We start from the raw sequence: 18,951 nt of genomic DNA on the forward strand, positions 1-18,951 counted from the left end.
GCGGCCCGGCGGCAAAAATAGCCCCCACGCTGCGCCTTCGGCTTGCTGCCCCCCGAGGGGGCCATTTTTGCCTTGGGGCGGCCCGGCGGCAAAAATAGCCCCCACGCTGCGCCTTCGGCTTGCTGCCCCCCAAGGGGGCCGTTTTTGCCTTGGGGCGGCCCGGCGGCAAAAAGCTAATCAGCCCTTCGTGTAGCGCTCGGCGCTGCGGACGATTTCCTCGTGCGCGGCGTCCAGGCCCTTCCAGCCCTTGACCTTGACCCACTTGCCTTTTTCCAGGTCCTTGTAGTGCTCGAAGAAGTGCTGGATGCGGGCGATGTCTTCCGCCGGCAGGTCTTCGTAGGTCTTGATGTTGCGGTACGGGGGATACAGCTTTTCGATCGGCACGGCCAACAGCTTGGCGTCGCCGCCCGATTCATCGTCCATTTCCAGCACGCCGATGGCGCGGCAGCGCACGACGGCGCCGATCTGGATCGGGAACGGAGTCAGCACCAGCACGTCGGCGGGGTCGCCGTCTTCGGACAGGGTTTGCGGAATGTAGCCATAGTTGCACGGGTAGTGCATGGCGGTCAGCATGAAGCGGTCAACGAAAATCGCACCCGAATCCTTGTCGACCTCGTACTTCACCGGGTCGGCGTTCATGGGGATTTCGATGATGACGTTGAAGTCTTCCGGCAGCTTCTTGCCAGGGGAGACGCGATCGAGACTCATGATTCAACCTTGTTGTTTGTCTGAAGGAATATTCAAATCGAGCCGTCGTCCTTGAACGGCGGCTTGGTCGCCGGCACGGGCGCGGCGGCCGGCGCGGGCTTGGGCCCTGCGGGCGGGGCCGGCGCGTACGTGGGCACGGGCTCATCGAAAGCCGCCGCCGGAATCGGGGCGCTGTCGAAGTACTCGTCGATATCGGAGGTGCTGCCGCCAGCCAGCGGCGCATCCTCGGGGGCGAGCGCGCGCTCGCGCTGTTCCTTGCTGACGCGCGCGTCCGGGTCCAGCACGTAGTCGGACGCGGAGGCCGCCACGGCCGGCGGCAGCGCGGGATAATCGCCGCCGACGTCGGTGTCGCTGTCGGTATCGGACAGGCCCACCGCATAGCCGCCCTCGGCATCCACGCGATAGGGATCCGAGCCCGTGTCCGCGGCCGGCAGCGCCGCATCCGAGGCCAGCACGGGCAGCGCCATGCTGGCCGCCGTGGCGAGGCGCCAGTGGCGCACGGCGTCGGCGGGACGATCCAGGCGGTCGTACAGGCTGCCCAGCAAAGCATGCGTCTGCGCGTCGCTGCGGCGGCTGAGGGCGCGCAGCAGATAGCGCTCCGCCTGGCCCCAGAGCTGGCCGTTCAGGCACAGCATGCCCAAAGCGGTGAGCAACTCGGGATCGGTGGGACGCTGCTGCAGCCAGGTTTCGGCGCGGGCGAGCCGGCGCGACACCTGCTCGGCTTCGCAGCGGGCGTATGCCGCCACCAGCGCCGGATTGAATTTCACCGCGACCGCGGCTTCGAGCACGCGAGCCGCTTCATTGGCCTCGCCGGCAGCTTCGAAAGCCGCCGCCCCGGCCAGCGCGATCTCGGGCAAAAGGCGCTCTTCGGCCTTCAGGTCTTTCCAGATGGCGCGCCAGGTTTCGCTGCTGGCGGCGGCGCGCAGGCGCGCCGCGCCGGAGGCGTCGATCAGCTGATCGGCCTCGGTGCGCGCCAGGGCGTTGCGGCGCACGAGGCCGCGAGCCAGCGTGAAGACCTGTTCGTCATGGCGCAGCGCGGTATGTGCGCGCAGCAGCAGGCGCATGGTGTGCAGGTGGCGCGCGCCGCCGTCGGCCAGGGGCTCCAGCACCGCCAGCGCGCGTTCGGCGCGGCCTTGGTCCAGCAGCATGTCGGCGGAGACCGTGGCGGTGGCTTCGACCAGGCCAGGCTCCGTGCCCGCCTGTTCCTGTGCCATCGCCAGGAAGCGGTCGCGGCGGTCGAACTCGCCCAGGCCGTGCGCGGCGCGGGCTGCAGACAAGGCCGCCAGCACGCGGCGGTTCTGGACCTTGGTCTGCTCGAGCAGCTTGGTCAGGTCCTTTTCGGCGGTGGTATAGCGGCCTTCCAGCAGGCCGATCCAGCCGCGTTCCAGCAATTCATGGTCGCGCGCCTGGGCGCGCTTGCCGCGCCAGGCCCGCACGCGGTCGGGGATGGCCAGCAGCCAGGCCAGCAGGCGCAGGCCCACGTACAGCACGATGAAGGCGGCGACGATCAACAGGACGGCCAGCGTCAGCGACATCCCGATGCGCCACGGCCAGACCAGCAACAACACGTTGCCGGAATGCGAGCGCAGCACCACCGCAAGGGCGACGGCGACAACGGCCAGCAGCAGAGTCCAGAACCAGGTACGCATAGGCCTCAGTCCTGCTCGCTAGTCTTGAAACCCGCCGCGCGCAGCGCGGCGATGGCGTTCAGGCTGTCGGCCACGTCCGGCAGGCGCACGGCGATGTCGGTCTGGGCCAATTCGCGCGCCAGCCCCTGGGCGGCGACGGTATCCGGAGAGCGGTTGTCGAAGTACTTGGCCAACGTCGTGCCGACGTTTTCGAGCTCGCTCTTCCAGACGGCGGGCTGGCGCATCAGCATGGCCAGTTGGGCGGTCAGCAGGCGCTGACGCAGCGCGCCGCGCACGAGGTCGGCCTGTTCGGGCGACAGCAGCAGCGCCGCGGGCTCGTCCACGCGCTGGATGGTGATCAGGCCGCCCAGCTCATGCGCCAGGGCGGAGCCGGCGCGGCCGGGCCAGGAGGCCATCTCGGCGCGCCAGCGCTGCCACCAGGGCGCGTCGGCCGGCAGGCCGGCCTGCGGATCGACCTCGGGCGCCGCGGCGGCCGGACGGGCCTCGCCGGCGGGCGTGACTCCCGGGGCGGCAGCATCGGGCACCAGCAGCGGCGCTTTGCCGACCAGCGCCACGAGGCGTTCGATACGGGCCGATTGGGCGGGGATGTCCACCGTGGAAACCGCGCGCAGGCGGTCCAGGTCCCCGTTGATGGATTGCTGCAGGCTGGAGAAGCGCGGCCGATCGGCGCGCGCCAGGCGCGACTGCGCGGTCTCGAGCGCCACGATGGCGTTGGAAACGTTGCCGGCCAGGCGCAGTTGCTGGCTGGCAATGGTCAGCAGGCGCTCGACGTCGTTGGCCAGCAGTTCGTCGCTGGCGCTGTCGTTGAAGTTCTGCCAGGCCAGCTGCAATGCGTTGTACTGGCTTTGCGTCTCGCGCACGGTATCTTCGAGTTCGGCCACGCGGCCCGCCTGGGCCTGCGCCAGGGCCAGGGCTTCACGCGTGTCCTTGCGGGCCTGCGCCACGTCGGATGCCAGCGTATCGAGACGCGTCGCGACCTCGCGTCCGGCGGACACGAATTGCGTGCGCTGCTTCCACAGCGCGTAGCCCAGGCCGGCGGCCAGGAGAATGACGATGATCAGGGCAGTGACCAGCGGGCCACTGCCGCGTTTGGCCGGACGGGCCTTGACGGGATCGGCCGGGGCCGATGCGGGCGCGCTTGCGCCCGGGGCGGCCGTCGGAACGACCGGATCGGTAGCGGGAGTCTTGTCTGTCATGACGCGATTGTATTCGGTGTCGGTCCGATGCAACGAATCAAGCAGCAACAAAGGCGTGGAATATCGACTCGTCGTTGGGCAAGCAGATTTTTACCATTGCGGGGGCTCTGACGTCATGAGTGGCCGGCGGCACGCGCCGCGCCAGGGAAGGATGCGTCAGCACGAAGCTGCAGCCTTCCCACCAGGCCGCCAGGCCGGCCTCGTCCAGGCGGGCCCGGACGGCGTCCGCGCCCTCCCCGCTGGTGATCAGCCAGGTGGCGCTCAGCCCGGCCCCGGCCCATTCCCGCAGGCGGGCCAGTTGGCCCGCGTCCCAGGCGGCGGGGCGGCGCAGGTAGGCGGCGTGGCGCGTCACGGCCGCGCCATGGGCCTCGAGCTGGTCGCCCAGCCAGTCCCTGCCCTGCGTCCCGCGCACGAGCAGCACCCGCCCCGGCAGGCGGGGCAGCCCCCGCAGCACTTCCCACAAGGCCTCGGAATCGTGGCTGGGAGCGCTTTCGGGTGGATGCAGAACTGTTGTATTCGCGCCAAAACAATCCGACTCGAGCAAGGCCTGCGCGCTGGCTGGCCCCACGGTGGCGGCGATGACGCCTTCGGGCCAGGCCGCCGGGCCGTCCGCCCGGGCCCATTGGTCCAGGTATTGCCGGGCTGCATTGCCGCTGACGAATACGACCATGTCGTACTCGGCCGGCCGCGGAAGAGTCTGCGAGGCGGCCGGCAACGCCTGGATTTCCAGGGCCGGCAGAATGCAGGGCAGCCAGCCGGCGCCGCTCAGGCGGGCGGCCAGGGCCTCGTTGCGCCCCGCGGGCCGCGTGAGGATCGCGATCCGAGGCGATTCGGCGGCTGCGGACCCCATGGCCATCAATCCGGCCGGGCGTCGTCTTGCAGCAGTTCGCTGAGGATCGCTTGCGCGCCGGCGTCCAGCAGTTCCTGCGCGGCGGCTTCACCGATGGCCTGCGCATCGGCCACCGGGCCGCTGCGCACGGCGCGGACAATGCGCGCGCCATCGGGCGACGCCACCAGCGCGCGCAGCGACAAGGTGCCGGATTCGATCTCGGCATAGGCCGCCAGGGGCACCTGGCAGGACCCTCCCAGCTTGCGCGACACGGCGCGCTCGGCCGCGACACAGGACGTCGTGTCCGCGCTGGCCAGCGGGGCCAGCCAGGCGCGCATGTCGCCGCGATCGTCACGGATCTCGATGCCCAGCGCACCCTGCCCTGCGGCGGGCAGGCTGTCGGAGGGGTCGAGCCGGCCCCGGATGCGCGAGCCCAGGCCCAGGCGCTCCAGGCCGGCCGCGGCGAGCACGATGGCGTCGTACTCGCCCTTGTCCAGCTTGCCCAGGCGCGTGTCGAGGTTGCCGCGCAGCGGCTTGACGGCCAATGCCGGATAGCGCGCGCGGATCTGGGATTCGCGGCGCAGGCTGGACGTGCCGACGACCGCCCCGGCGGGCAGGTCGGCCAGCGAGCCGTAGTTGTTGGAGACAAAGGCGTCGCGCGGATCCGCGCGATCGAGAACGGCGCAGAGCTCGAACGGGGCCTGCAGATCCACCGGCACGTCCTTCAGGGAGTGGACGGCGAGATCGGCGCGCCCGTCGAGCAGCGCATTTTCGAGCTCCTTGACGAACAGCCCCTTGCCGCCCACCTTGGACAGGGTGCGGTCGAGGATCTGGTCGCCTCGGGTCGTCAGGGTGAGCAGCTCAACCGCGCACGCCGGGTACAGCGTGCGCAGCCGATCGCGCACATGCTCGGCTTGCCACAGGGCAAGCCGGCTGGCGCGGGTCGCGATGACCAGGCGTTGCGGTAGGGACACGAGGCGTCGTCAAACGAAGTTGGAGACGATGACCGTCGCGACCACCCCGAGTATGGCCAGCACGAACAGGCCTTGAAGCAGGCTCAGGCCCGATTCGGATTGCTGGGGATCGGTGGATCTACGCAGACTCATGTACTGATTCCTTGGAGGCGGTTTTGCGGCTTGCCAGCCACCGTCCAAGGACAACAACGAGCAAGGCGCCAATGATTTCTGCGCCGATTTTAACCGCAGCCGGCTGAACGCCGAATTGACGCTCGACAACAACATCGGTGACCAGCATGCCGCCGGCGATCCAGCCCAGCAGGCCCGCGCCGAAGGTAACGACCAGCGGGTAGCGATCGATGAGCTTGAGCACCAGGGTGCTGCCCCAGATGATGATGGGCACGCTGACGATGAGGCCGAAGGCGACCAGGCCGATCTGGTGGTCGGCGTGGGCGTTCTGGGCCGCGCCGGCAATGGCGATCACGTTGTCCAGGCTCATCACGAAGTCGGCGATGATGATGGTCTTGATGGCGGCGGCGATGGATGTGCCGCCCTTCACGTTGCCGTGCGCATCGTCTTCGGGAATCAGGAGCTTGACGCCGATCCACAGCAGCAGCGCGCCGCCCACGACCTTCAGGAAGGGAATCGAGAGGAGCGTCAGGGCGAAGGCGATCAGCACGACGCGCAACAGGATGGCGCCCGCGGTACCCCACAGAATGCCCTGCATGCGCTGCTTCGGCGCAAGGTTGCGACAAGCCAGTGCAATCACCACGGCGTTGTCGCCGCCGAGCAGGATATCGATGAGGATGATCTGGAATACCGCTGCCCAACTCAGCGTCTGGAAAAACTCAAGCACTATGAACCCCCGAAGAGCATTATGAGAAAAAAATGGCCGGTCCCGGTCCGGCCAGCTCGCCGCGCATGGCGCGGCGAGGTCATTCAGTACAACGTATTAGTATAATTCAGCTTTCAGTCAGCTTTCTGGCGCATCAGCAAAACTTTGCCGATTGCCAGCACCAGCACCGCGCCCAGCACGCCCGTCATCAGCGCAAAGCTGTGCTGCGTCACGCCCAGGGCGGCGTCGATACGCGCAACCGGTTCCTGCAGCGCCGGATCACCCACCAGCAGTTCGCCAGCGATGAAGCCCAGCAACGCCGCGCCCACCCAGACGATGACCGGGAAGCGCTCGATGACCTTCAGAAGCAGCGTGCTGCCGAAAATGACCAGCGGGATACTGATGGCCAAGCCTACGACCAGCAAGGTCGTGTCGCCCATCGCAGCGGCAGCGACGGCCACCACGTTGTCCAGGCTCATGACCAGGTCGGCGATCATGATCGTGCGGATCGCCGTCAGCAGGTTGCCCTGCGTCTTGCCCGCGCCATCTTCCTCGCCCTCCGGCAACAGCAGCGTGACGCCGATGTAGACCAGGAGCAGCGCGCCGATCAGCTTGAGCCACGGCAGCAACAGCAGCTTGGCGGCGACGAGCGTCAGCACGATACGCATGATGATCGCGGCGGCCGAGCCGATCACGATCGCTTTCTTCTGTTGCGCCGGGGGCAGCGAACGCGCCGCCAGCGCGATAACCACGGCGTTGTCGCCCGATAGCAGAATGTTGACCCAAATGATCTGGAGCAACGCTATCCAGAATGCCGCTGAACTAAGTTCCATGCCTCTCTTTCCTAGGTGTTGATCCCCCTAGGACAAACCAAATGAATGGGTGAAAACTAAGATGAAAACGTACTGACCGTCTTGGTGCGAGCCCGACGGCATTCTTGCTGGGTACGCGGTGGATTTTCTTTCATTATAGTTTCGTTCAGCTTTCCGTATGGTTGCCCGACCGTGACATGGACGCGGGATTTCCCTAGGATTGCGAAAAAAAATCCAAAAAAAAGCCCGCCGAAGCGGGCTTTTTCTTGCGCGAAACCAGGTTTACAGCACCGACTTGAGCAACTTGCCCATTTCGGAGGGGTTGCGCGTGGTGCGGATGCCGCAAGCTTCCATGACTTCCAGCTTGGCGTCGGCCGTGTCGGCGCCGCCGGAGATCAGCGCGCCGGCGTGGCCCATGCGCTTTCCGGGAGGAGCGGTGACGCCGGCGATGAAGCCGACCACCGGCTTCTTCATGTTGTCCTTGGCCCACTGGGCGGCGTTCACTTCGTCCGGACCGCCGATTTCGCCGATCATGATGACGGCGTCGGTATCGGGATCGTCATTGAACATCTTCAGGACGTCGACGTGCTTCAGGCCGTTGATCGGGTCGCCGCCGATGCCGACGGCGCTGGATTGGCCCAGGCCCAGCTCGGTGACTTGCGCCACGGCTTCGTACGTCAGGGTGCCCGAGCGGCTGACGATGCCGATGCGGCCCTTGCGGTGGATGTGGCCCGGCATGATGCCGATCTTGATTTCGTCCGGGGTGATCAGGCCCGGGCAGTTCGGGCCCAGCAGCAGCGTCTTGCTGCCCTTGGCCTTCATGCGGTTCTTGACTTCCAGCATGTCGCGGACGGGGATGCCTTCGGTGATGCAGATCACCAGGTCGAGTTCGGCTTCGACGGCTTCCCAGATGGCGGCGGCGGCGCCGGCGGGCGGCACGTAGATGACGGACACGGTCGCGCCGGTGTCGGCCTTGGCTTCCTTCACGGAGGCGAAGATCGGCACGCCTTCGAAGTCCTCACCGGCCTTCTTGGGGTTAACGCCGGCCACGAAGGCGGCTTTGCCATTCGCGTACTCGCGGCACATGCGGGTGTGGAACTGGCCAGTCTTGCCCGTGATGCCCTGGGTGATGACCTTGGTGTCCTTGTTGATCAGAATCGACATTTGTGAATCCTTGGATTTTCTTTGTACCGCCGGGCCGCCCCAAGGTGCAAGGCGCCCCCTTGGGGGGCAGCAAGCCGAAGGGCGCGGCGTGGGGGCATATTTACTTGACGGCGGCTACGACGCGGGTGGCGGCTTCGGCCATCGTGTCGGCGCTGATGATCGGCAGGCCCGAGTCGGCCAGCATCTTCTTGCCGAGTTCTTCGTTGGTGCCCTTCATGCGGACGACCAGCGGCACGTTCAGGTTGACGGCCTTGCAAGCCGCGATCACGCCTTCGGCGATGACGTCGCAGCGCATGATGCCGCCGAAGATGTTGACCAGGATCGCCTTCACGCCCTTGTTCTTGAGCATGATCTTGAAGGCTTCGGTGACCTTCTCGGCGGTGGCGCCGCCGCCCACGTCCAGGAAGTTGGCCGGCTCGCCGCCGAACAGCTTGATGGTGTCCATGGTGGCCATCGCCAGGCCGGCGCCGTTCACCAGGCAGCCGATGTTGCCGTCGAGCTGGATGTAGGCCAGGTCGAACTTCGAGGCTTCGATTTCAGCGGGATCTTCTTCGTCCAGGTCGCGGTAGGCAACGATTTCCGGATGACGGAACAGCGCGTTGGAGTCGAAGTTGAACTTGGCGTCCAGGGCGATGATGTTGCCCTTGCTGTCGCGGTTCAGCGGGTTGATCTCGACCAGCGAAGCGTCGGTGTCCATGTAGCACTTGTAGAGCTTCTGGAACACGTCCACGGCCTGGGCGGTGGAATCAGCGGGCAGGCCGATCGCGTTGGCGATCTTGGTGGCTTGCTCGGCCGACAGGCCGGTCAGCGGGTCGATGTATTCGGTGACGATCTTCTCGGGAGTGGAGTGGGCCACTTCCTCGATGTCCATGCCGCCTTCGCTGGAAGCGATGAAAGCGACCTTCTGGGTGGCGCGGTCGGTGACCAGCGACACGTAGTATTCCTTCTGGATGTCGGCGCCGTCTTCGATGTACAGGCGGCGGACCTTCTGGCCTTCCGGGCCGGTCTGGTGCGTGACCAGCTGCATGCCCAGGATTTCGGAGGCGAGCTTGCGCACGTCGTCCAGCGAGCGCGCCAGCTTCACGCCGCCGCCCTTGCCACGGCCACCCGCATGGATTTGTGCCTTGACGACCCAAACCGGTCCACCCAGCTTTTCAGCGGCAGCCACGGCCTCGTCGACGGAAAGAGCGGGAATCCCGCGCGGCACCGGGATGCCAAATTGCTTCAGCAGTTCCTTGCCTTGATACTCGTGGATTTTCATGTGTTACCTGTCAGGACGTATGAGTAAGAGAAGGTGAATCGGTAGACGAATCGGCCGATGCCTCAGCGCTACCCCCGGTGTACCACTTGGGATAGTGCTCAGCCACCACCGGGCCGCTGGTGCTGAGCGCATGGCAGCCGTCCAGTTGAAATGGACGCCGGTCCGGGTTGTTTTCCTGCCGCCGGCGGTTGGCCATGGTCTGTACTGCCGCGGTAGGAAGCACCTGCGACAGCTCGGTCATGTGCGTACAGCCCTCCACGTGCCCGAACCGCTCCTTGACCTGCCGGCGGAATCCCTTGAGCAGGTTCATGCCGATCAGATCAGTGTAAGCCGGCTCGATGGCCATGCATTGCGCGCCGTAGGGCGCGGCGTCATAGACGGCCTGCGCGGCCACGATCGAGAAATTCTCGTCGATGGTGATGCGCAGGTGCATATGGTGGATGGGTTGGCCGGCCTTGAACATCTCGCCGTCGCGCTTGGGGAAATCGTACGCCTTGACGTCGATCAGTTCGGCTTCCAGGTCCCAAAGCCCGTCTTCGCGCGCATACGATTGCACGCGTATGGAACGCGTATGCAGTGGTTGGCGAGGATAGTCCGGCGGGGGCAAGGGCATGCTGAGGGCCTGCGGGGCGAAGATGGCCTGCGCATGGTGCGCGGCAACAAAACCTTGAAAGTATAGCGCAGGCGGCCCTTCATCAACCGCCCGGGGCCGCGTCCGCCACGTCCGGGCACAGCGCGGCCGAGGCCCACAGGCCATCGTGGCGGACCTGGCAGGTGATCCTGGCCGCGGCCAGATGCCGCTCCCGTTCCGGGGAGTGTTCCTCCAGGCCGCGCCGGCACGCCTTCAGGCGCGCCTCCAGCGCGCTCCAGGCCCGGGCGAAGGCGTCCGGCCTCTCCGCCGGCGGGCTGGCCGCGAGTCCCGCCGCCACCTCCGGGCCGCAATACAGGCGGGCGACGTCCGCGTCGCCCGGCCAGGACTCGCCCCCTGCCAGGTCCACGCCGGGCGCGCCCAGCCGGGACAGCCCGCAAAGAATATAGGGGCCGCAATAGGAGAACGAACTTTGCCAGCGCGCGCCGGCCGGCATCCGCGGCCCCTTGGCAGACTCCGCCCACGACGCTCCCGCGCCGCGCCGGACAAGCTCCGCCGCCAGCCAGTCCCGGGCCGCCTGCCGCTGCCGCTGGCGGGCGGCGGCCAGGCGCAACAGCCACAGTTCGACGGCCGCGCCCTCCCCGCTCAGGCAAAGCGCCGGGCTCACCGTGGCGTCCACGGGGTGGCCGGACTGCCGATCCAGGCCTGTCCGGCCGGGATGGTCTCGCCCTTGAGCACCAGCGTCAGCGGCCCCAGGCGCGCGCCCGCCTCGACCCAGGTGTCGTACAGGATGGTGCTGCGCGGCCCGACATTGACCGCCTTGCCGATGCGGACCATCCCGATTTTCATGACCCGGTCCTCGAACAGATGGGTCTGGGGCCCCGACCACGCATGCAGCACCGCGTCGTCGCCGATCGATACGCAGTCGAACTCGGTGACGTCGGTGGTGTCCATGAAGACCCGCCTGCCGATCCTCGCCCCCATGCAGCGCAGGGCCAGCGGCAGCCACGGCGTCGCCCGCAGGAAATTGAAGAAGTTCGGCACGGCGATGGATTCGTACAGGCTGGTGACGGCCTCGCTCTTCCAGACGAAGGGCGTCCACATCGGCGCGGCGCGGGGCCGGTAGCGTCCGATCAAGGCCCACTTCAACCCCACCAGGAACAGAAAGGCGCCCACGCCGTACAGCACGCCGGCCAGCATCAGCTCGTCGAAGGCGGCCAGGAAGCCGTCGCGGGCGGCGATGGGGATGACCTTCATCACCGTGAGGTAGCCCGCCGCGATCACCACGGCCAGCGGCAAGATCATGCGCATGCCCTCGACCGCCCCGCGCGCGGCTTTGCGCCCCGGGCCGGGCCGGAACGTCAGATGCTCGGGAAAGCCGGCGGTCTGTTCGCGCGCGGGCAGCGAGATCGGCGGATTGCCCAGCCAGGTCTGGCCGCTGGCCATGCGGGCATTGGCCGGCGCGCGGCTCTGCACGCCGATCAGCACGTCGTCGGGCAGCGTCGAGCCGTCCGGCACGTAGGCGCCATTGCCCACGAAACTGCGATTGCCGATGACGGTGGGACGCATCGTCATCCTCCCGCGGTCGATCTCCTCGTCGCCCAGCATGACGCCGTCGGCGATGAAGCTGTCGCGGCCCAGGGTCAGCATGTCCGGCACGATGCCCATGGCCGTGGATATCTCGGTGCCGCGGCCGACCTTCGCGCCAAGCAGGCGGTACCAGGTGCCCGCGTAGATGGACGCGTACAGGCCATGCAGTACGCTGAGGCTGGACTCCTGGATCTGGTTGGTCAGCCAGCGGCGCAGGTAGATCTGCCCGTAGACGGGCCAGCGGCCGCTGGCCAGCCGCGGCAGCAGCGCCCAGCGCAGCATTGCGGAGACGACCACGGTCAGGAGCAGCAGCAAGGCGCTGGCCGGCAGCGCCAGCAGCAGATAGGCCAGGAAGGCCTGGGGCCAGGCTACGCGCGATCCCATCAGGTCCAGCCAGCGGGCGTCGATCCAGTCGATCAGCACGAAACTCGGGAAGACCGGCATGAAGAACAGGGCCGCGATCAGCGCGCCGCCCCCCGCGTAGGCCAGGCAGTCGAGCCGGCGCCAGGCCGGCCGGCGCGCCGGCCGGGCGGGCAGTTCGGACGGCCGCGCCTGCGGATCATGGCGCGCCGGCGCCCCCGTCCAGGTCTGCCCCGAAGGGACGCGCGACCCGCGGGGCAGCGACGACAGCCCCTCGAGACGGGCGCCCTGCCCCATCGTCACGTCGCCCTGCAGCACCGCATACGAACCGATATAGGTCTCGTCCGCCAGCGTGATCGGAGCCACCTCCCAGGCGCCGCCCCGCACTGCGAAATTCTCCAGGTTCACCGAGGCGCCGATGCTGACGCCGTCGCCCACCGATAGCAGGTCCGGCGCGCGGATCGAGATGCGGTTGATGGCGGCGTCGCGGCCGATCCTCGCGCCCAGCGCCCGCAGATACCAAACCTGGAGCGGCGAGCCGGCCAGCAGGTGAGCCGGCGGAATGTCCAGGATCCGATCCGCCAGCCACCATCGGTAGAACGTCCATCCGTATAGCGGATACCGGCCGGCCTTGAGCCGCCCGAGGATGGTCCACTTGCATGCGACCGCCACGCCAAAACTCAAGAGGTTGCAGGCCAGGTAGCTGGCGATGGACAAGGCCACGGCGCGCCAGACGGAATCTCCTTCGTCGCCCGTCCAATAGTGGTAGGTGAAGAACGGCGTCAACCAGATCAGCATGCGCACGCCGATCAGCAGCGGCAAGGCGGCCAGTTGCGCCAGCCCGCAGGTCCAGCGCCGCCACGTCGGCGCCTGTTCAGGCTCCGCTTCCGCCAAGGTCTCTTCGCCGGCCGAAGCCAGCGCGTCCAGCCGGGCCGCCAGCGCGCCCAGCTCCGGATGCTGGTAGAGCTCGTGCATCGTCAGCGCGGCATAGCGCGGATGCCTGCGCAGCGCCGATACCAGCCGCGCGGCCAGCAGTGAATGGCCGCCCAGGTCGCGGAAGAAATCGCTGGACAGGCGCAGGGGCTGCCCCGGGAACAGCGGGCGCAGCGCGTCGAAAAGCGCCGCCGCGCCAGGCGTGGCCGGCAGATCGTCGTCGCCGGCGAATCCCGCGGCAGGCGCTTCCAGCGGCCGTCCCTTGAGCGCCTTGCGATCGATCTTGCCCGACGTCAGGCGCGGCACCTCGGCCACCAGTTCGAAGCGGGCCGGAATCATATAGGCGGGCAGATCGGCCGCCAGCGCCGCCCGCATGGCGTGCGCATCCAGCCGGACGTCGCCTTCGGGCGCCACGAAGGCCACCAGTTGGTCGATGCCGGCGAGATCGCGCAACACCACCGCCGCCGCGCCCACGCCGGGCTGGCGGTACAGCGCCGCCTCGATCTCGCCCAGCTCGACGCGGAAGCCCCGCACCTTGACCTGGTCGTCGCTGCGGCCCAGGCACACGATCTGGCCGGACTCGTCGATGCGGGCCAGATCGCCGCTGCGGTACATCCGGGTGTCGTGCTCGCCGCCGGGCTGCGGATTGGCCAGGAATTTTTCGGCCGTCAACTCGGGCCGACCCAGGTAGCCGTCCGCCACGCCGGGGCCGGTAATGCACAGTTCGCCCACCTGCCCCTGGGGCAGCACCGAACCGTCTTCACCGCGGATCAGCATGCCATAGTTGGGCAAGGGCGAACCTATCGTCACCGGTCGATCTGCAAACAGCTCGGCCACGCTGGCCGACACGGTGGTTTCCGTGGGGCCATACGTGTTGAACAGCCGGCGCCCGGGCGTCGCCCAGCGACGCGCCAGGAATTCGGGGCAGGCTTCGCCGCCCAGGTTCACTATGCGCAGCCTGGGCACGTCATGCGCAAACAGCGCCAGCAGCGTCGGCACGGCATGCAATACCGTGACGCCCTCGCGCGCCAGCGCCAGCGGCAGGCCCTCGGGGTCCGTCGTCAGCATTTTGGGCGCGACCCACAACGCGGCGCCCGCCAGGTAGCTGATCCAGATTTCCTCGAACGACATGTCGAAGGCCACGGAGAAGCCCTGGTAGACCTTGTCGTCCTGGCGCACGCCCAGCACCTCGTTTTCGCTGCGCAGGAAATGGCAGATGCTGGCGTGGCTGATCGGCACCCCCTTGGGCTTGCCGGTGGAGCCGGATGTGTAGATCACGTAGGCGGGGTGCCCGGGCAGCAGGCCCTCGCGCGCGCGCAATGGCCCTTTCACCGGATCTGCCAGCAGCCACGGCGTCCATGTCTCCAGGCCCTCCAGGCGCACGTCGCTCCCGGCGATCAGGCCGTTGGCGCCGGCGTCCAGCAGGCAGGCTTGCATGCGATCGGGCGGAGTATCGGATTCAAACGGCAACCAGGCCGCGCCGGCCTTGGCTATCGCCGCCTGCATGACCAGCAGCTCCGCTCCGCGCGGCAGGCACAGGCCCACAACCTGCCCGGGCCTGACGCCGGCCTCGATCAGGTGATGCGCGGCCAGGTCGGCGCGCTGGCCGAGCATGTCATAGGTAAGGGTTTGATCCTGCCAATGAATGGCGATGGCGGCGGGATGCCGGCGGATCGTGGCTTCAAGAATATCGGGCAGCGTTTCGGCACGCAGCAGGTCTGCCCGATAAGGGCCGTGGAGAATCATGAGGGCGGCAACGATCCGGCGAAGGGAGAATTTTGCCTATGGACCCGCGCCGCGCCATTTCGTTCAGGCAAAAAACGAAAAAAGCCCGCATGGTGTGGGCTTGCTCCGCAAAGACGCGTTTTTTGTCTGAGGACGGCCCGGAGCCGAAGCTCCGGGCGAATCGGCTTATGCCGCCTGGCGCAGGGCGCGGGCCGCTTGCACCATGCCGATCAGCGCGGCTTCGGTTTCGGGCCAGGCGCGCGTCTTCAGGCCGCAGTCAGGATTCACCCACAGGCGCTCCTTGGGCAGGCGGGCAGCCGCCTTCTCCATCAGCCCGACCATCCAGTCCACCTCGGGCACGTTCGGCGAATGGATGTCGTACACACCCGGACCGATGTCGTTGGGGTAGCGAAAGTCCTCGAAGGCCTTGAGCAGCTCCATATTGGAGCGCGAGGTCTCGATGGTGATCACGTCCGCATCCATGGCGGCGATCGACTCGATGATGTCGTTGAACTCCGAATAGCACATGTGGGTATGGATCTGCGTTTCTTCGCGCACGCCGGCGGTGGACAGGCGGAAGCAATCCACCGCCCAGTCCAGGTACGCCTGCCAATCGGCGCGGCGCAGCGGCAGGCCTTCGCGGATGGCGGGTTCGTCGATCTGGATGACGTTGATGCCGGCGGCTTCCAGGTCCACGACTTCGTCGCGCAACGCCAGCGCCAGCTGGCGGCAGGTCTGCTCGCGCGGCTGGTCGTCGCGCACGAAGGACCACTGCAGGATGGTGACCGGGCCGGTCAGCATGCCCTTGACGGGCTTGTCCGTCAGCGACTGCGCGTACGAGGACCAACCCACGGTCATCGGGGCCGGACGGGCCACGTCGCCGAAAATGATCGGCGGTTTGACGCAGCGCGAGCCGTAGCTTTGCACCCAGCCGTTCTTGGTGAAGGCAAAGCCGGCCAGCAGCTCGCCGAAGTACTCCACCATGTCGTTGCGCTCGGGCTCGCCATGCACCAGCACGTCCAGGCCGACCTTTTCCTGGAAGCGGATGACTTCCTCGATCTCCTTGCGGATGGCGGCCTCGTAGGCCGAGTCCGTCAGGGCGCCGGCCTTCCAGTCGCGGCGCAGCGCGCGGATTTCGGCCGTCTGCGGGAAGGAACCGATGGTAGTGGTCGGATAGGCGGGCAGGCCCAGTTGCTCCTGCTGGCGGGCGATACGGCCCGCGAATGGCGCGCGGTCGCGCGACACGCCGGCGGCCGCGGCCATGCGCTGGCCGACCGCCGGATTGTGGATACGGGCGGAGGAACGGCGGGCAGCCAGCGCGGCGCGCTGCTTGGCCAGGCCATCCTGCACCGACGCGTCCGCGGCGTTTTCCAGCGCGCGGCCCAGCAAGCTCAGTTCGTCCAGTTTCTGCGCGGCGAAGGACAGCCAACCCTTGAGTTCGGCGTCCAGGTCGGTTTCGTGGGCCAGGTCCACCGGCACGTGCAACAGCGAGCACGAGGGCGCCAGCCACAGGCGTTCGCCCAGTTGCTGCTTGATGGGAGCCAGCGTGGCGATGGCGGCGTCCAGATCGGTACGCCAGATATTGCGGCCGTTGATGACGCCGGCCGACAGCACCTGGTCGCCGCGCAGTCCTGCGACCACCTCGGCCAATTGCTCCGGCGCGCGGACCAGGTCCACGTGCAGGCCCGCCACGGACAAGCCCAGCGCCGTCGGCAAGTTGTCCTTCAAGCCATCGAAATAGGTAGCGGCGAGCAGCTTGACGGGGCTGGCCGACAGCGTGGCGTAGACCTCGCGGAAAGCGTCGCGCCAGGCTTGCGGCAAGTCCAGGGCCAGGATCGGCTCGTCGATCTGCACCCACTGCACGCCCAGCTTGGCAAAACGCGCCAGCACCTCCTGGTAGACGGGCAGCAGCGCGGCCAGCAGCTTCAGCTTGCCGGCGTCGGCGGCGCCTTCGGCGAACGCGTCGCCCTTGCCCAGGTAGAGCCAGGTCAGCGGCCCGGGAATCACGGGCTTGACGGCGTGGCCCAGCGCCTGGGCTTCCTGGATCTGTTCGAACAGCGATTCGCGGGCGACGCGGAAGGTCTGGCCGGGGACCAGTTCCGGCACGATGTAGTGGTAGTTGGTGTCGAACCACTTCGTCATTTCGCAGGCCGCGGCGGGCTTGCCGGACGGCGCGCGGCCACGACCCATGCGGAACAGCGTGTCCAGCGAAACCGGTTCGCCGTCTTTCTGGCCGAAGCGCGCCGGCACGGCGCCGAGCAGCGTAGTCCATTCCAGGATCTGGTCGTACCAGGCGAAATCGCCCACCGGCACGAACTTCAAGCCGGCGCCAGCCTGCAGCTGCCAGTGCCGGGCGCGCAGTTCGCGGCCGGTTTCCTCGAGCGCCTCGGCGGTTTGCCTGCCGGCCCAATAGGCTTCGACAGCGCGCTTCAATTCACGCTGGGCGCCAATGCGGGGGAACCCCAAATTATGAATAGTAGTCATGACAACACCGCCATTAGACAAAATTTGTTCAAGTGACAGCCATTGTGCAGGCAAAGTTAAATGAATCAAAATCAATGTCTACATTCATAAAATGAGTAAATCTCATACAATATAAACTCATTACCCCGCCGGGTCGCAGCGGGCCGCCGCGTCCGCCCGCCGCAGCTTTCCATCTTCCCGTCTCCGCCCATGCTAGAAATCCGCCATCTCGAAACGCTGACCGCCATCCGCGAGGGCGGCAGCCTGCAGGAAGCCGCCGAGCGCCTCCACCTGACCCAATCCGCCCTGTCGCACCAGTTGCGCGATCTGGAAACCCGCTTGGGCACGCCCCTGCTCAATCGGCGCACCCGGCCGGCCCGCCTGACCACCGCCGGTCTGCGCGTGCTGGCGCTGGCCGACGAAGTGCTGCCGCGCATCCGTGCGACCGAACGGGAATTGCAGCGGCTGGCCGCCGGCCGCACCGGCCGCCTGCACCTGGCCATCGATTGCCACTCGTGCTTCCAATGGCTGATGCCGGCGCTGGACGCATTCCGGGCCCAATGGCCGGACGTGGCGCTGGACCTGTCGGCCGCCTTTTCGTTCGCCCCGCTGCCCGCCCTGGTGCGCGGCGACCTGGACCTTGTCATCACGTCGGACCCGCAGCCGCTGGATGCTGTCGAATACCTGCCCCTGTTCAAGTACGAACTGGTGCTGGCGGTGTCGGAATCCAACCCGCTGGCCGGCAGCAAATTCATCATGCCCGACCAGCTGGCCGACCAGACGCTCATCACCTATCCGGTGGACAAGCAGCGCCTGGATATCTTCACCGCCTTCCTGGATCCGGCCGACGTAGAGCCGGCGGCCGTCCGCAAGGCGGAACTCACCCCCATCATCGCGCAGCTGGTCGCCAGCAACCGCGGCGTGGCGGCGCTGCCGAACTGGGCGTTGACGGAATACATGAACCAGGGATGGCTGCGGCTATGCAGGCTGGGGCCGCAAGGCGTATGGCGCACCTTGTACGCCACGGTGCGCAGCGAAGACACGGACGCGTCGTACATCGACGAATTCCTGACGATCACCCGCGACGTCTGCTTCAAGACGCTGTCCGGCATCAAATCGGCGAAATAGCAAGGCCGCCATCGGCCCGCCCCCGCGCCTGCCGCGGAGAGGATCAGCCTTCGTCGCTTTCGCCCAGGATGCGGCGGATGACGTCATGCGCAAAGCCGCGGCTGGCCAGGAAGCGCGCCTGCTTGGCGTAGGCCGCGCGATCGTCCGGCCGGGCGTGGAAGCGCTTCTTCCAGACCTCCAGCGCGCGGTCGTATTCGGTGGCCCGCAACTGGTCGCGCAATTCGGCGACCTGATTGTCGTCCAGGCCATGCTGGCGCAACTCCTGGACGATACGCGCCGTGCCCTGGCGCGAAGCGCGCCGGTGGACCAGCCCCTGCGCAAAGCGTTCGTTGGACAACCAGCCTTCTTTTTCCAGGGCGTCGAGAACGGCCTCGATTTCAGACGGATCTTCGGCATGGGGAGCGAGTTTGCGCGCCAGCTCGCCGCGAGCATGCTCGCGCCGCGACAGGTAGCCCACGGCCCGCATCTTCAGCGATGGGCCGCTGCGCGCGGGCTTGCCGCCCTCCGTGCCTTCGGCGGCCTGGCGACCGCGCCCCGCCGCGCGCTCCTCCGAGCTGCGCCGCCAGCCTTCTTCCGGGCTGGCCGCAGCCTCATCGGGCTCGCGCCGGGCATCCGAAGTGCGGCGCAGGCCCTGCGGCCTGGCGACGGTTTCGAACTCGTCGTCAAGTTTGGCGCGAAGACGGTCGGCTGACGCCTGGGGCGGTTTCCAGCTCATGCGTTTCCTGCTTGCTGATGCATAACGGCAGGCCCGTA

At 67.4% G+C, this 18,951-nt stretch carries 16 protein-coding genes; 1 reads left to right on the forward strand and 15 read right to left on the reverse strand.

Annotated features, from left to right (window positions below; all coding sequences use genetic code 11):
* Positions 1-177: 177 nt before the first annotated feature.
* The 14 genes from ppa to metE all read right to left on the reverse strand — a co-directional run bounded on the left by ppa (position 178) and on the right by metE (position 17,091).
* Positions 178-708, reverse strand: coding sequence for an inorganic diphosphatase (ppa, locus tag JL37_RS29125; RefSeq protein WP_043548895.1), 531 nt, complete (start codon positions 706-708; stop codon positions 178-180).
* Between the two features lie 32 nt (positions 709-740).
* Positions 741-2,357: a heme biosynthesis HemY N-terminal domain-containing protein gene (locus JL37_RS29130; RefSeq protein WP_043548897.1), complete on the reverse strand. Its 1,617-nt coding sequence runs from the start codon at positions 2,355-2,357 to the stop codon at positions 741-743.
* Positions 2,358-2,362: 5 nt separating this feature from the next.
* A complete protein-coding gene (locus tag JL37_RS29135; RefSeq protein ID WP_052097700.1) occupies positions 2,363-3,553 on the reverse strand; it encodes a uroporphyrinogen-III C-methyltransferase in 1,191 nt (396 codons plus the stop codon).
* A 37-nt stretch (positions 3,554-3,590) separates the two neighbouring features.
* A complete protein-coding gene (locus JL37_RS29140; protein WP_052097694.1) occupies positions 3,591-4,409 on the reverse strand; it encodes a uroporphyrinogen-III synthase in 819 nt (272 codons plus the stop codon).
* Positions 4,409-5,356, reverse strand: a complete 948-nt coding sequence (gene hemC, locus JL37_RS29145; RefSeq protein ID WP_043548899.1) for a hydroxymethylbilane synthase — start codon at positions 5,354-5,356, stop codon at positions 4,409-4,411. The genes JL37_RS29140 and hemC overlap by 1 nt, the downstream gene beginning before the upstream one ends.
* Before the next feature lie 9 nt (positions 5,357-5,365).
* Positions 5,366-5,488, reverse strand: coding sequence for a hypothetical protein (locus JL37_RS31005; protein WP_042792647.1), 123 nt, complete (start codon positions 5,486-5,488; stop codon positions 5,366-5,368).
* Positions 5,475-6,194: a TerC family protein gene (locus tag JL37_RS29155; protein ID WP_043548900.1), complete on the reverse strand. Its 720-nt coding sequence runs from the start codon at positions 6,192-6,194 to the stop codon at positions 5,475-5,477. The genes JL37_RS31005 and JL37_RS29155 overlap by 14 nt, the downstream gene beginning before the upstream one ends.
* A 113-nt stretch (positions 6,195-6,307) precedes the next feature.
* Positions 6,308-7,006 (reverse strand): TerC family protein, encoded by a 699-nt coding sequence (locus JL37_RS29160; RefSeq protein ID WP_043548902.1) that lies wholly within the window; start codon positions 7,004-7,006, stop codon positions 6,308-6,310.
* Between the two features lie 261 nt (positions 7,007-7,267).
* Positions 7,268-8,149: a succinate--CoA ligase subunit alpha gene (sucD, locus tag JL37_RS29165; RefSeq protein WP_043548903.1), complete on the reverse strand. Its 882-nt coding sequence runs from the start codon at positions 8,147-8,149 to the stop codon at positions 7,268-7,270.
* 100 nt (positions 8,150-8,249) lie between these two features.
* Positions 8,250-9,410 carry an ADP-forming succinate--CoA ligase subunit beta gene (gene sucC / locus JL37_RS29170; protein WP_043548904.1) on the reverse strand — a complete coding sequence of 387 codons (1,161 nt, stop codon included), beginning with the start codon at positions 9,408-9,410 and terminating at the stop codon, positions 8,250-8,252.
* A gap of 10 nt (positions 9,411-9,420) precedes the next feature.
* Positions 9,421-10,023, reverse strand: coding sequence for a DUF2889 domain-containing protein (locus JL37_RS29175; protein WP_043548905.1), 603 nt, complete (start codon positions 10,021-10,023; stop codon positions 9,421-9,423).
* An 82-nt stretch (positions 10,024-10,105) separates the two neighbouring features.
* Entirely contained in the window at positions 10,106-10,678 is a 573-nt protein-coding gene (locus JL37_RS29180) for a 4'-phosphopantetheinyl transferase superfamily protein (RefSeq protein WP_231570457.1), read from the reverse strand.
* A complete protein-coding gene (locus JL37_RS29185; RefSeq protein WP_043548906.1) occupies positions 10,663-14,628 on the reverse strand; it encodes a Pls/PosA family non-ribosomal peptide synthetase in 3,966 nt (1,321 codons plus the stop codon). Before JL37_RS29185 ends, JL37_RS29180 begins: the two co-directional genes overlap by 16 nt.
* A 165-nt stretch (positions 14,629-14,793) precedes the next feature.
* Positions 14,794-17,091, reverse strand: a complete 2,298-nt coding sequence (gene metE / locus JL37_RS29190; RefSeq protein ID WP_043548908.1) for a 5-methyltetrahydropteroyltriglutamate--homocysteine S-methyltransferase — start codon at positions 17,089-17,091, stop codon at positions 14,794-14,796.
* Positions 17,092-17,280: 189 nt separating this feature from the next.
* Here metE and JL37_RS29195 point away from each other — a divergent pair, with 189 nt between their 5' ends.
* A complete protein-coding gene (locus JL37_RS29195) occupies positions 17,281-18,198 on the forward strand; it encodes a LysR family transcriptional regulator (protein ID WP_043548909.1) in 918 nt (305 codons plus the stop codon).
* Between the two features lie 43 nt (positions 18,199-18,241).
* Here JL37_RS29195 and recX read toward each other — a convergent pair whose 3' ends face one another.
* Positions 18,242-18,913, reverse strand: a complete 672-nt coding sequence (gene recX, locus JL37_RS29200) for a recombination regulator RecX (protein WP_043548912.1) — start codon at positions 18,911-18,913, stop codon at positions 18,242-18,244.
* Between the last annotated feature and the right edge of the window lie 38 nt (positions 18,914-18,951).

The sequence above is a fragment of the Achromobacter sp. RTa genome (assembly GCF_000757485.1).
GTDB lineage: Bacteria > Pseudomonadota > Gammaproteobacteria > Burkholderiales > Burkholderiaceae_B > Achromobacter.

Excerpts from the sequence above, each read along its gene's own strand:
- JL37_RS29160 (WP_043548902.1), bottom strand. The coding sequence starts at position 7,006 with ATGGAACTTAGTTCAGCGGCATTCTGGATAGCGTTGCTCCAGATCATT.
- JL37_RS31005 (WP_042792647.1), bottom strand. The coding sequence starts at position 5,488 with ATGAGTCTGCGTAGATCCACCGATCCCCAGCAATCCGAATCGGGCCTG.
- JL37_RS29135 (WP_052097700.1), bottom strand. The coding sequence starts at position 3,553 with ATGACAGACAAGACTCCCGCTACCGATCCGGTCGTTCCGACGGCCGCC.
- ppa (WP_043548895.1), bottom strand. The coding sequence starts at position 708 with ATGAGTCTCGATCGCGTCTCCCCTGGCAAGAAGCTGCCGGAAGACTTC.
- JL37_RS29140 (WP_052097694.1), bottom strand. The coding sequence starts at position 4,409 with ATGGCCATGGGGTCCGCAGCCGCCGAATCGCCTCGGATCGCGATCCTC.
- sucC (WP_043548904.1), bottom strand. The coding sequence starts at position 9,410 with ATGAAAATCCACGAGTATCAAGGCAAGGAACTGCTGAAGCAATTTGGC.
- JL37_RS29185 (WP_043548906.1), bottom strand. The coding sequence starts at position 14,628 with ATGATTCTCCACGGCCCTTATCGGGCAGACCTGCTGCGTGCCGAAACG.
- JL37_RS29195 (WP_043548909.1), top strand. The coding sequence starts at position 17,281 with ATGCTAGAAATCCGCCATCTCGAAACGCTGACCGCCATCCGCGAGGGC.
- JL37_RS29175 (WP_043548905.1), bottom strand. The coding sequence starts at position 10,023 with ATGCCCTTGCCCCCGCCGGACTATCCTCGCCAACCACTGCATACGCGT.
- JL37_RS29130 (WP_043548897.1), bottom strand. The coding sequence starts at position 2,357 with ATGCGTACCTGGTTCTGGACTCTGCTGCTGGCCGTTGTCGCCGTCGCC.
- recX (WP_043548912.1), bottom strand. The coding sequence starts at position 18,913 with ATGAGCTGGAAACCGCCCCAGGCGTCAGCCGACCGTCTTCGCGCCAAA.
- metE (WP_043548908.1), bottom strand. The coding sequence starts at position 17,091 with ATGACTACTATTCATAATTTGGGGTTCCCCCGCATTGGCGCCCAGCGT.
- sucD (WP_043548903.1), bottom strand. The coding sequence starts at position 8,149 with ATGTCGATTCTGATCAACAAGGACACCAAGGTCATCACCCAGGGCATC.